Below are 12823 nucleotides of genomic sequence, written 5' to 3' on the forward strand. Positions count from 1 at the left end.
TCCGGAGCCGCGCCATGATCCCCTGGCAACTGATCGATTCCTCCCCCATCCCTGGCGGCGGCGGAGAGTTGCAACTCTTCCAACGCAACACCGAGTTCACTATCAACATTGTCGGCGGCGGGGTGCTGATGAGTACCCACGCCCACGCCTCAGAGGATGCCCTGGCCGAACGGACCTGTCGGGAAATCGCCGGGCGGGACCGGCCCCGGGTGCTGATCGGCGGCCTCGGCATGGGCTTCACCCTGGCTGCCGCCCTGCGCCGTCTCGGCCCCGAGGCCGAGGTGGTGGTGGCCGAACTGGTGCCGGCTGTGGTCCGCTGGAACAGTGAGATACTGGGGGAGTTTGCCGGCCACCCGTTACAAGACAGCCGAACCCGAGTGCGGGAGGGGGATGTGGGCAAGGTGATGAAGGAAGAACGGCAGGGATTCGACGCGATTTTGCTCGATGTCGACAACGGCCCGTCGGGCCTGACCCGCAAGAAGAACAACTGGCTCTACGGCTTGGACGGACTGACGGTGGCCTATACCGCCCTGCGCCCCCAGGGGCTGCTCGCCGTCTGGTCGGCCGGCCCCGACCGCGACTTCCACGAACGCCTGCGCAAGGTCGGCTTCACCGTCCGCCAGACCCAGGCCCGCGCCCACGGCGACAAGGGAGAGCGGCACATCATCTGGCTCGCCGCGCGGGGGGCATGAAGGACGACCTGCGGACTCAGTGGACGCTTGATTTCCGCGCTGGGGGGTGGCGAGGGATGTAAATACCGCGTACACAGTGGCGGCCATGGTCGAGACTGGGGTATTCGCGGCAGATATCGGGCTTGATCTCGTGGATGGCGCAGAGGGCTTTATCGTCGTCGCCGCGTTGCAGAAAGGGGCAGGGATCACCCCGTCGGCCGTTTCGTGGATCGACCCAGATCCAGCCGTAAGGACTTACCAGGGCCAGCAGATCTTCCCGCCCCAGCCGCCGCCAGCGTTCGATATCCCCCGGCGAGGCATGCAGATAGCCGCCGTAGGCCTCGCAACACATTCCACAAGCCAGGCAACCGCGCTCGACTTCCTCTTTTCCGGGATGAATTTTGTCCCACAGGCGGCAAAGCACTTCGATCATCATTCGACGCCTCCCTTCCCAACTCCCCCTCAAAAGATTATTCTTCGACGAAATATACTGCTGTTAGTTTTTCAACTAACTGATAATCATAAAACAATCATCACAGACACAGTCAATACATGAAATGAATAGTTATTTACAAAATATCGTTCTACTTTGAAGATGTCAAGACCACGACCTACCTGGAAATGCTAAACACCCCCTACCGGCAGCGGCCCAAACGCATCAACGGGCGATAAAATCGAGACGATAACGATTCTTCAGAATTTTCATCAAGGCGTTCACCCCCTTCAGGGCGGAACGCAGGCGCTCGCGTTCACTGGGAGTCATGAGCAGCGGATCGATGTAGTTGGTCGGAACCGCCTTCGCGGCCAGAGCGCGCAACTGCATGGAGAGCCGTAGGCGCATCAGATAGGAGAAGGATTCACCGAAGACCTCGACATCGTTGGCCGAGAAGATACCACGCGTACCCAATTGCTCAATCTTGTCCCAGGTTGTGCCGTTGAAGAGCCCCTGCTCAAGGGCCAGCAGGCTGACCCCCTGGGTCAGGGCAAAGATGCCGTGTTTTTTGATATCGACCTTGCCACGCCCCTCACCGCGACGTTCAACGAGAATCCGGCCAAACATGCCGACCCGCGCCCGAAATCCGAAAACATGGCGCGCCATGTACGGCAAATAGAGGGCGTTGCGCTGAATGCAGTTTTGCACATGGTCGTGCAGTTCCCGCTCCAGGGAAACATCCCCATGCAGGGTACGGAAATCCTGAAACATGCTGAAATTCACTAGAGACTCCGGCTTGGGCACGGAAATCCACTGAGCGAGGCGCTCCTTCCAGGCAGAGAGGCTGTGCCGCCACTCCGGGTTGCAGGCCAGGGTATTGCCAGGACAACGGGGCACCCCCACCTCTTCGAGGGCATCAACCAGGCGCTCGGCAAAACGGTCCAAGGTGGCGAGGGCTTCCGGGGCGAGCCCGTCCGCGTAGACAATGGCGCTGTCCTGATCGGTGCGCAGGGTCTGCTCGCCGCGCCCCTCACTGCCCAAAGCCAGATAGGCGGCCCCAGCAGGCAGAGACAAGCCCTCGTCCTCTTCCATCAGAGAAACAATGCGCAAGGTGAAGGCGTCGTTGAAATGGGAGATGAGATGCACCAGGCTGCGGGTATCGGCAACCGAGCGCGAGAGACGACTGATGGTTTCCACGATCTGTTCGCTGATGCCGCGCAGCTGGACAAGAGTGCGGGCCGAGGCAATCTCCCGGGTCAGATAGAGGGGGCTGCGGGTCTGCAAGCCGAGAAAATCGGTATCGGTCACCATCCCGACCAGCCGGCCACCCGAATCGGTGACGAGAATGCGGTGGATGTTGTGCTTGGCCATTTTGAAAATGGCATCATAAACATAATGGCTACGGGGGATGGTCACCAACTCCGTCTGCATGACCTCCGCAACCCGGCGATCTCCAACCTGGCCGCCGGTCACGGCTATCAGATCGCAGAGATCCCGCGCCGAGACGATCCCAACCGGGACGGCATCCCGGACCACGACCAGCCCCGAGATGCGATGCTCGCGCATCTTTTGGGCGACCTCGACGACCCCGGCTTCCGGGGCGCAAGCGACCACCGGGGACTTACAGAGGGCATCGACCTCCAGGAAAAAAAACCCATCCTCCCCCAGCAGATTGTTCGGCATGGACACCTCGGCAAAAAAGTATTTCAGGCAGCAGGAAAAACCTATTTTTAACCCTTTTTCGATTCCACGCAATTAATTCTCACACCCAGACACCTCGTCTGACCCGGCCAAAACACCGTAACAAACGTCGGTTCCTTTTCAAAAACCAGCCCCAAATGCCCCTCTTTAAATTTTTTTATCCAGAAAATTCAAGTAATTACAGTTTTTTAAAACAAAATAAAAACATGGTTCTATTTTTTTATTGACGACTTGCGGTTTTTCAGAGTATCGTCGAGCCAAGTTTTCAAAATGGTGTTTTATCAAATTGCAGAAACATCTTACTTTCTGTTTCATTTTTACCGCCAATGGCGTGCAAAAGCTAATTTAACTGCTATTTTTAAAATATCATTTTATTAAATTGATAAAAGATGAGGAAAAGCGAACCGGGAAGTGGCTCCCCCGGGAACGCAAAAGAGCAAAGGCCTACCCAACCCAAAACACCAAAGCCGTACTGGAGAAAGGGGGACAAACACATCGTGACGACCCGCAGAAACTCAAGAGAAACGACATTATTTTAGGTCAACGCACAACACCTTTTTCAAAAGGAGGCATTCAATGGAAAAAACAGCTCAAGCCTATTGGTTCGCAGTATTGAAACTGATAGCAGGCGTCCTGGCCGTCTGGTTCGTGGTTTCCTACGGCTTCGGTATCATCCTGGCTCCCGCCCTCAACAACATTCATCTTGGCGGATACCCCCTCGGCTTCTGGTTCTGCCATCAGGGCTCCATGTATATCTTTGTCGCCCTGATCTTTATCTACGCCAAGTTGATGGGCAATCTCGACAAAAAATTCGACGTTCACGAAAACTAAAGGGAGGCGCGATATATGGGACTGCAAGCAATGACATATCTGGTGGTCGGGATCACTTTTGCGATCTATATCGGGATCGCGATCTGGGCCCGAGCCGGCAGCACTAAAGACTTCTACGTCGCCGGCGGCGGCGTTCACCCGGTTCTCAACGGTATGGCGACCGGCGCCGACTGGATGTCCGCGGCGTCCTTCATCTCCATGGCCGGCCTCATCGCCAACATGGGTTATGGCGGCGGTCTCTTCCTGATGGGTTGGACCGGCGGCTACGTCCTTCTGGCCATGCTGCTCGCCCCTTACCTGCGCAAGTTCGGCAAGTTCACCGTGCCGTCCTTCGTCGCCGACCGCTTCTATTCCAACGGCGCCGCGTCGGTGGCGGTTATCTGCCTGCTGACCGCCTCCATTACCTACATCATCGGGCAGATGACCGGCGTCGGCGTCGCATTCTCCCGTTTCCTCGGCGTTTCCAACGACACAGGCATCTACATCGGGATGGCGATCGTCTTCATGTATGCGGTCTTCGGCGGCATGAAGGGCATCACCTACACCCAGGTCGCCCAGTATTGCGTCCTGATTCTGGCCTACACCATTCCGGCGATCTTCATTTCGCTGCAGCTGACCGGCAACCCTATTCCTCAGCTCGGCCTCGGTTCGGAGCTCTCGGGTGCCGACATCTCCCTGTTGGCCAAGCTTGACCAGGTCGTCACCGATCTCGGCTTCGGTAAGTACACCACCAGCGTCCCCGGCAGTGCGCTGAACATGTTCGTCTATACCGTGTCGCTGATGATCGGTACCGCCGGTCTGCCCCACGTTATCGTCCGCTTCTTCACCGTGCCTTCGGTCGCCGCCGCCCGCTCCTCGGCCGGCTGGGCCCTGGTCTTCATCGCCATCCTCTACACCACCGCTCCGGCCGTGGCCGCCATGGCAAAACTGAACCTGCATGCCACCGTCAACAAGGCGGTCATGTCTGACGGCGACATGTACGCTAACGAAAACAGCCTGGTTTATGACGAGCGGCCGGAATGGATGAAGCGCTGGGAAGTCACCGGCCTGCTCAAATGGGAAGACAAGAACAGCGACGGTCGTATCCAGTACTACAACGACAAGACCAAAAACCAGGCAGTCGCCGACAAAGCCGCCGCCGCCGGTTGGTCGGGCAACGAGCTGACGGTCAACGCCGACATCATCGTTCTCGCCAACCCGGAAATCGCCCTGCTGCCCAACTGGGTCATCGCCCTGGTAGCCGCCGGCGGTCTCGCTGCCGCGCTCTCTACCGCTGCCGGTCTGTTGTTGGCCATTTCTTCGGCCATCTCCCATGACCTGCTGAAGAAGATCTGGATGCCGAGCCTGAGCGAAAAAGGTGAATTGATGGCCGGCAAGATCGCCATGGCTGGTTCGATCGTCGTCGCCGGTTGGCTCGGCCTCAATCCTCCGGGCTTCGCGGCGGGAACCGTCGCCCTGGCCTTCGGTATCGCAGCCAGCTCGATCTTCCCGGTACTGATGATGGGTATCTTCAACAAGAAGATGAACAAGGAAGGCGCCATCGCCGGTATGCTCGCCGGTCTCTTCGTCACCCTGTTCTACGTTTTCGCCCACAAAGGCCTCTTCTTCATCAAGGGGACCGAGTTCCTCGGCCTCATCGGCGGCGCCAACTCGTTCTTCGGCATCACCCCGGAAGCCTTCGGCACCATCGGCGCTCTGGTCAACTTCGCCGTGGCCTATGGCGTCAGCAAGTTCACCCCGGAATGTCCCGACCATATCCAGCACATGGTTGAAGATGTCCGCACCCCGCGCGGATCTAAGTTGATCGGCGGCGCTCACTAAACAACAGACAGAGCTTGACCCTCTTTCCCTTCCCCGCCGGTTCGCCGGCGGGGATTTTTTCTCACCTTTTTTGGTTGCTTACCCCCCAGATCCTCGGGTAAAACGTAGCTTCACTTTAAGAACCCTGATAAATACGGGGCAATGGGAGTCCGACAATGGCCTTTGATATCAGCACCGCAATGACTTGGATCTTGTTTCTGGCTCTCTTCCCCATGGCCTTCATCTGGCTACGGCGAGCCTGGCGGATCTTCATCAAACGCGATTATTCGGAAGTGGCCCTCAAGCGAGGGCAAACTCCCCCCCATCCCAAAAAGTGGGCGCCGGTCACCGGCCTGCTCAACCTGATCGTCGGCGGCATCGCTCTCTGGATCATCGTCGGCATCCCCTTGTGGATCGCCACCGGCATCAGCATCGGCCCCTTTCAGGATTTTTCCAGCTGGAACGCCATCGCCGGCTCGACCATCTGGTGCAAAATTTTCGGCGATTTCATCATCAGCCGCCAAGCCCATCCCGCCCCCTGGACAAAGAAAAAACCTTCCTGAAATTTTCCCCTTTCGTCCGGACGCAGCGTGATCGCGTCCGGTCGAAAGGGATTTCTCCGAGGCGGCCGCCACCGCCCACCCCGAAAAACCCCACCATGAACGACATCCGTTATTACATCACCGGCCACGGCCTGGGGCACGCCAGTCGTTCCTGCCAGATCGTCAACACCCTGCGCCGCCGTCATCCGGAGCTTTCCGTCGAAGTCGTCTCCACCGCCGCCCCCTGGTTCTTTCGCGGATTTCTCGATGAATCCGTCCCGGTGCGGCCGCTCGCCCTTGATTTCGGTGTGCTGCAACAAGACAGCCTGGTCATGCGCGAGGCAGAGACCTTACGCGCCTACCGGGACTTCCTGCCGGAGCGGCAACGGCTGGTGAAACAGGAGGCGGCCTCCCTGCGGGCCGAAGGAGTGAAACTGGTGGCGGCGGACATCCCGGCGGCCGTCTTCGCCGCCGCCGCTGCCGCCGGGGTCTATTCGGTGGGGATTTCCAACTTCACCTGGGACTGGATCTACGCCGGACTGGTCGAGGGCCGTGGCGGTTACGACGACGTGTTGCAATCGCTGACGGAGGACTACCGCAAGGCCGAGCTGCTGCTGCGTCTCCCTTTTCACGGCGAAGAATCGGTGATTCGCGCCGTCGAGGACCAGCCGCTGGTGGCGCGGGTCAGCGCCTATGAAAAGGGGGAAATTCGGGAAAGGCTGGAAATTCCGAACGGCTGTCGGGTGGGGCTGATTTCTTTCGGCGGGTTTGGGCTCAAGGCGTTTGACCCCTCCCCTTTGGGCCAGTTGAAGGACTGGATCTTCCTGAGCGAAACCGCCCTCCCCGGCGCGCCCGCCAATGTGCGGCCACTACCGGAAGGAGATTACGCTTATCCCGATCTCGTTCGCGCTGCCGACGTGGTGGTGACCAAGCCGGGCTACGGCATTGTCTCCGAATGCCTGGTCAACGGCACCGCCTGTCTTTACACCGGGCGGGGGGATTTTCGCGAGCAGGCGCTCTTGATCGCGGGCCTGCGCCGCTACGGTCGGGCGAGGGAGATCGGCAACGACGATTTGCGCCGGGGACATTGGGGCGCGGCGCTGGCGGATTTACTGGCGCAGCCGGAAGCGGCGGAAGAATTAGCGAGCGGCGGCGACGTCGTCATCGCCGATAAGCTGGCGCAGCTGGTTCGCGAGCAGGGGGGAAATAAAGGATGAGTAGCGCCCCCCTGTCACCGGTCTTCGACCGCCTCCTCGCCCATTTCGGCCCCCTGCACTGGTGGCCTGCCGAGAGCCCCTTCGAGGTGGTCATCGGTGCGATCCTCACCCAGAACACCGCCTGGACCAACGTCGAGAAGGCCATCGCCAACCTCCGTCGGGAAGAGGCGCTGACTCCAGAAGCGCTGCGCGCCGCGCCCCGCGAGCAACTGGAAGCGTGGATTCGCCCGGCCGGTTTCTTCCGCCAGAAGGCGGAGCGCTTGCAACTCTTTGTCGACTACCTGTTCGACCATCATGACGGCGACCTCGGCCGCCTCCTCGCCGCCCCCCTGCCGGAAGCGCGCCGGGAACTGCTGGCGCTCAAAGGGGTCGGCCCGGAAACCGCCGATTCGATCCTGCTCTACGCCGGGGGGCTCCCTTCCTTCGTGGTCGACGCCTACACCCGCCGTCTCTTCGGCCGCCTCGGTCTGCTCGACCCGACCGCCCCCTACGAAAGCATCCGCACCTTCTTCATGGAGCGCCTACCCGCCGACCCCGACCTCTTCAACGAGTATCACGCCCTCATCGTCGAACAATGCAAACAGCTCTGCCGCAAACGCCGGCCCCGCTGCGCCGACTGCCCGTTGCAAGAGCTCTGCCCCTTCGCCAATTCCCAACATTAAAAAACCCCCTCCGGATCAAGAAGGGGGCAGAGTGTGATTTTTTCTTCCGGGAGCAGGAAAAGGGTCAAGGCTGCGCCTTGCCATAGGTATCGATGAGATAGCGAGCGATGCTGCGTTTGGGGGGAAGCAGGGGCAGGGCGTCGACCGGGAACCAGCGGGCATCCTCCAGCTCTTTTGTTTCGATGACGATGTCGCCGCCGTCGTAGTCGGCGACATAACCGGCCATCAACTGGCTGGGAAAGGGCCAGGACTGGCTGCCGACGTAGCGCAGGTTTTTGATGCGGATGCCGGTCTCTTCCCGCACTTCCCGCACCACCGCCTCCTCCAGGCATTCCCCCATGTCGAGAAAGCCCGCCACCAGCCCGTAGCGCCCTGCCACCCATTCGGCCTTGCGTACCAGCAGTACCTCGTCATTGCGGCGCACCACAACGATCACGCAGGGATGAATGTGGGGAAAATGGAGGGCGCCGCAGGCGCGGCACTTCTTCCCCCATTCCCCCGGCAGCCGCTCCTGTTCGCCGCCGCACTGGGAACAGCGGGCGCTGTTTTTGTCCCAATAGAGCTGCTGCGCGGCCAAGGCGCCGAGAGAGAGAAGTTCGATGCACAGCTGGGGCTCGGCCGCTTGCAGACTCTCCGGTGCAAGCCCTTCCGGCAGAGCGGCGGAACGGGAGACGGCCAGCGCCCGACAGGGGCGTCCCTGCCAACGTCCGAGATAAATGGCCCCTGAAGGATCGAGCCCGGTCGGCAAGGATGTGGGCAACTCCAGATCGTTCAACAACAGCTCGGAGCCGCGCAGCAGCAGCCAGAAACCTTCGCCGCCGGGATCGGCGTCGGGTGGTTCCCGCTGCAAATGGGCTTGCAGGACTTCGTTGTTGAAAGGGAGATGTAGTGTAGAGGGATAGAACTCGGGGAGCGGCGACATGATCTTCTTCTTTCCGGTTCAGCGCACGGCCTGACGCTTCTGCCAGAGGAGCAGGGCCAGCTGGGTCTTGCCGTCGGGAATCTCTCCCCGGGCGACCATGGCCAGGGCCTCGTCCAGGGGGAGCGGCAGCACTTCGATATACTCGTCCGGCTCCAGCGCCTGGGGGACGGCCGTCAGACCGGTGGCGACGAAGAGGTGGATGCGCTCGTCGCAGAAGCCGACCGCCGGCAGCATTTCGCCGAGCTTCTCGACTTGGTCGGCGCGATAACCGACCTCTTCCACCAGTTCCCGCCGCACACAGGCTTCGGGGGATTCGTTCGGTTCCAGACGCCCGGCGGGGATTTCCAGCAGCATCCCGCCCAAAGCGGAGCGGTATTGGCGAATCAGCACCACCCGACCGTCGTCGAGCAGCGGCAGGACGGCGGCGCCGCCGGGATGATGCAGCACCTCGAATTCGGCGCGACGCCCGTTGGGAAGCTGGTGCTCCTCAATGGCCAGGGCGACGATACGCCCGTCAAAAATCTTTTTTTCGGCAAGTTTCATGGCGGAAGGATAGCAGGAGGCGAGGATGGACGGCAAGGGGAAATCCGGTCAGGAGGATCGGGGAGCAGGCATGACCAGCACCAGCTCGCCGGAGACGACGCGGAAGCTCATCGGCAGCTCACCGTGGTCATCTCCGTCGATCTGCACCGCCACCCCCGCGCCGCGCACCGTCAGCGCCCGGGCCTTGAAGAGACGCGCCCCGGCCGGTTCCAGGGGAAGGTGCAAGACCATGCGCAGCAGGGCGTGGAGCAGTGACCAGTGTCCCGGCTTTTGCAACAGGCAGACCTCGAAGACGTCGTCGGTCAGGGAGGCGCCGGGGGTCAGGGAAAAGCGTCCGCCATAGAGGCGGCCATTGCCGATGACGACGGTGTGGCCGGAAAGAAGGGAGCCGTCGTCAAGCTCCACCTCGATCATTGGAAAGGGCGGCCCGAAAAAGACCCGCAGGGCGCTGACGACATAGGCGAGCTTGCCGAGACGGCGCTTGAGGCGCAGGTCGACCCGCCGCACCACCTCGGCGTCGAAACCGGCACCGGCCATCAAGAGAAAGCGCGTCTCCCCCGCCAGCCCGAGGCTGACCGGGGTCGCCACGCCGTCCAGGGCGACCCGGCAGGCGCCGGGGATATCGAAGGGAATCCCCGCTTCCAGGGCGAAGACGTTGGTCGTCCCCAGGGGGATGAAGGCCAGGGGAAGAGCCGAGGGTGCCAGGCCGTTGATGACTTCGTTGAGGGTGCCGTCGCCACCGGCAGCGACGAGCAGATCGAGGTCGCCGGACTTCGCCTCCCGAGCGAAACGGGCGGCATCCCCCCGGGCGCCGGTGAGCCGCAGCTCGACCTGGTCGCCCCTGGCGGCGAGAGCTTCCCGGGCCTGATGAATCTTGGCCAGGGCGTCGCCCCCGGCCACGGGATTGGCAATGAGGGTAATGCGCCGGGGCGCCTGACGTTCATCGGACATCAGCAAGAATCCTTGTCGATTTAAAAAGGGGTGACACCCTACTGACTCCTCGGCAAATCGCCGCGAACCCGGTCAGTTCGCCGCCGCGCCCGCCGCAACCGGCTTTCTCTGCACCAACTGCGGAACCTCGCCGTCGGGAAGACCGAGATTGCGGGCGCGCAGCGACAGGATACCGGTCTGCACATAGGCCAGCAAGCGCTTTTCCATCTCTTTGGCCAAGGATTTCTCTTCCCGATAGCGATCCTCACTCCCGCCGGGGGGAAAGCCCAGATCGTAGCGATAGAGCTCCGGCTTTTCCTTGGGCGCGACGAGCAGCAGCCGATCCCCCTCGATGAGCGCCACCAGCTCCTCCCCCCCGGAAGGCTTGATCACGGCGAAACCTTCGTCTTGCAAGGTCGGCGAAAAGAGATTGCGCCCCCAGCCCTGGTGCGGCGCATTCATGCCGAGCAGACCGAGGACGCTCGGGCCGATGTCGACCTGACTGGCGACCGTCCGCCGCCGCAGTCCTGGTTCGTCGAGTAATCCCGGGGCATAAAAGAGGAGGGGCACGTGGAAGCGCCCCAGGGCCATAGGCGTGATCATCGGCGGATAGCCGAAGCCGTGATCGCCGGTGACGACAAAGAGGGTATCCTTGAAATAGTCTTCCTTCTCCGCCATGCGGAAGAACTCCCCCAACGCCCAGTCGGCGTAGCGCATGCCGTTATAGCGCCCTTCATAGCCGTCGTCGCTGCGAATCCGCTCAAAAGGCAAGGGCTCGGGCAGATTGAAGGGAGCGTGGTTGGAGAGGGTCAGGATGCTGCCGAAGAAGGGGCCCTGGGCCGCCAGTCCCCGGAATTCCTGGTTGGCCCGGGCGTAGACGTCGTAGTCCGAGACTCCCCAGACGGGATCGACGAAGGTCGGATCGACATAGTCGTCGGTGCCGACAAAATGATCAATACCGTGCTGGCGGAGAAAGCCCTCCTTGTTATCCCAGGAGAGCAGGCCGTTGTAGAGAAAAACCGATTCGTAGCCGTACCGGTTGAGCAGGGTCGGCAACCCGGAAAATTCCTGGTTGGCCTCCATCATCTTCATCAGATATTCGTAGCCGGGGAGATTGGGGAAAGAGGTCAGCGTGGCGTAGACCCCCTGATGGGTGTGGGTGCCGTTGGAAAAGGCCCGCTCGAAGAGGATGCCCCCTTCCGCCAGCCGGTCGAATTCCGGGGTCAACGGCCGGTCGGCCCCCAGGGCGCCGACAAAGCGGGCGGAAAAGCTCTCCATGAGGATGACCACCACATTGAGCGGCCGCCCGTTCCCCAAGAGCACGGCTTGCGGTTCGGCGCGCAACAGCGGATGCTGCTCATCCGCCAACGACGTCTCGCCGGGCAACGCCAGCATGGCGCGACTGGTGGCCAGCGCCTCGTCGACCGGGAGCGACTTGGCCCAGAAGGCCTGTTTGCTGTAGATCTTGTCCCAGCCGCTGCGCCCCAGGGTAAAGAGACCGTTCAACGCCAGATGATTGGCGAAGGTCGATTCGGAAAAGAAGGCATCCCCCCAACGCAGGGGTTCGCCGGAAATGCCGCCACGCAGGACGACGACCATCGCCGCCAGGCTCAGGGTCGTCCCCATGATGCGCAATAAAGACTGACGCGGGGTGGCGGCCAGCGGGGCGGGCCGGAGATGGCGCCGCGCCAGAAACCACAGACCTATCCCCCAGCAGGCGGCGAGCAGCAGCCAGATCAGGGTGTAACGCACCACTGGATAGCCCTCCCAGATCATCTCCCCGACAATCTGGGGATGGCTGAGATATTCGTAGACCAGGGCGTTGTAGCGGCTTTCAAATTCCCCGTAGAATTCCGCCTCGGAAATCCCGAGCAGCAGCAGGGAGGCGGTCAGAACGCCGAATCCGAAAACGATGCGCCAGCGCCACCGCTGGGACAGCCCAACCAGCAACAGAAAGAGGGGGATGAGCAGATAGGAGGCAACCGCCAGATCGAAGCGGGCGCCGACCAGAAAACTTTTCAGCAACTCCCCCGTCGCCACCCCTTCCGCCAGATTGGTGTTACGCACCAGCAGCACCAGGCGCAGGGCCGCGAAGAGGGTCGCCAACAAGAGATAAAGCCCGGCGATGAAGCGCGCCTCGCCAGAAAAGAGTCGGGAAATTCCTTGCAGCAATTTCGCCATGGGAAAATGTTCCTTTCACGCGGCATCCCCGACTTTTGGCGGGGTGAAAACCTGATCAAAAAAATGGGGTCTTTAAACTGCTTTAAAGACCCCGGAGGCAAATGTGAGAGCGTTATCGGCTCTTATTTATAGACAAAGCAATATGTCTGCCAAAATCATAATCGACTGAAATCCCTGAAAAAAGAAGCTCAAATTCGATCACGCACGTACAAATTTTTCAACAGAATCCCCCCTTCGCAAAGCCCCCTGACGAAAATTTGTACGCGGTCAGAACGCCGAATCCGAAAACGATGCGCCAGCGCCACCGCTGGGACAGCCCAACCAGCAACAGAAAGAGGGGGATGAGCAGATAGGAGGCAACCGCCAGATCGAAGCGGGCGCCGACCAGAA

General features: G+C 60.8%; 12 protein-coding genes. 6 read left to right on the forward strand and 6 right to left on the reverse strand.

Features of this window, described 5'->3' with window-relative positions; translation table 11 throughout:
• Positions 1-14: 14 nt before the first annotated feature.
• Positions 15-692: a spermidine synthase gene (locus BQ4888_RS03830; RefSeq protein WP_092053898.1), complete on the forward strand. Its 678-nt coding sequence runs from the start codon at positions 15-17 to the stop codon at positions 690-692.
• A 16-nt stretch (positions 693-708) separates the two neighbouring features.
• Here BQ4888_RS03830 and BQ4888_RS03835 read toward each other — a convergent pair whose 3' ends face one another.
• The gene (locus tag BQ4888_RS03835) at positions 709-1107 is read right to left on the reverse strand and encodes a YkgJ family cysteine cluster protein (RefSeq protein WP_205748042.1); all 399 of its coding nucleotides are present in this window, start codon (positions 1105-1107) and stop codon (positions 709-711) included.
• A gap of 222 nt (positions 1108-1329) precedes the next feature.
• A complete protein-coding gene (locus BQ4888_RS03840) occupies positions 1330-2787 on the reverse strand; it encodes a DUF294 nucleotidyltransferase-like domain-containing protein (protein WP_092053899.1) in 1458 nt (485 codons plus the stop codon).
• Between the two features lie 594 nt (positions 2788-3381).
• On the opposite strand from BQ4888_RS03840, the gene BQ4888_RS03845 reads away from it, so the two are divergent.
• The 5 genes from BQ4888_RS03845 to BQ4888_RS03865 all read left to right on the forward strand — a co-directional run bounded on the left by BQ4888_RS03845 (position 3382) and on the right by BQ4888_RS03865 (position 7857).
• Entirely contained in the window at positions 3382-3636 is a 255-nt protein-coding gene (locus BQ4888_RS03845) for a DUF4212 domain-containing protein (protein ID WP_092053902.1), read from the forward strand.
• Between the two features lie 15 nt (positions 3637-3651).
• On the forward strand, positions 3652-5457 hold the full coding sequence (locus tag BQ4888_RS03850) for a sodium:solute symporter family protein (RefSeq protein ID WP_092053905.1): 1806 nt from the start codon (positions 3652-3654) through the stop codon (positions 5455-5457).
• A 155-nt stretch (positions 5458-5612) separates the two neighbouring features.
• Positions 5613-5999 carry a hypothetical protein gene (locus BQ4888_RS03855; RefSeq protein WP_092053907.1) on the forward strand — a complete coding sequence of 129 codons (387 nt, stop codon included), beginning with the start codon at positions 5613-5615 and terminating at the stop codon, positions 5997-5999.
• Positions 6000-6094: 95 nt separating this feature from the next.
• Positions 6095-7195 (forward strand): hypothetical protein, encoded by a 1101-nt coding sequence (locus tag BQ4888_RS03860; RefSeq protein ID WP_092053910.1) that lies wholly within the window; start codon positions 6095-6097, stop codon positions 7193-7195.
• Entirely contained in the window at positions 7192-7857 is a 666-nt protein-coding gene (locus BQ4888_RS03865) for an endonuclease III domain-containing protein (protein ID WP_092053913.1), read from the forward strand. Before BQ4888_RS03860 ends, BQ4888_RS03865 begins: the two co-directional genes overlap by 4 nt.
• A 64-nt stretch (positions 7858-7921) precedes the next feature.
• Here BQ4888_RS03865 and nudC read toward each other — a convergent pair whose 3' ends face one another.
• From nudC to BQ4888_RS03885, 4 genes are all read right to left on the reverse strand, one after another.
• Positions 7922-8779, reverse strand: a complete 858-nt coding sequence (gene nudC / locus BQ4888_RS03870) for an NAD(+) diphosphatase (RefSeq protein WP_092053915.1) — start codon at positions 8777-8779, stop codon at positions 7922-7924.
• An 18-nt stretch (positions 8780-8797) separates the two neighbouring features.
• Positions 8798-9358 (reverse strand): NUDIX hydrolase, encoded by a 561-nt coding sequence (locus BQ4888_RS03875; protein WP_240746399.1) that lies wholly within the window; start codon positions 9356-9358, stop codon positions 8798-8800.
• A gap of 12 nt (positions 9359-9370) precedes the next feature.
• A complete protein-coding gene (locus BQ4888_RS03880; protein WP_092053918.1) occupies positions 9371-10273 on the reverse strand; it encodes a diacylglycerol/lipid kinase family protein in 903 nt (300 codons plus the stop codon).
• A gap of 72 nt (positions 10274-10345) precedes the next feature.
• On the reverse strand, positions 10346-12433 hold the full coding sequence (locus BQ4888_RS03885) for an LTA synthase family protein (RefSeq protein ID WP_092053920.1): 2088 nt from the start codon (positions 12431-12433) through the stop codon (positions 10346-10348).
• Between the last annotated feature and the right edge of the window lie 390 nt (positions 12434-12823).

Source organism: Desulfuromonas acetexigens (genome assembly GCF_900111775.1).
GTDB classification, from domain to species: Bacteria; Desulfobacterota; Desulfuromonadia; order Desulfuromonadales; family Trichloromonadaceae; genus Trichloromonas; species Trichloromonas acetexigens.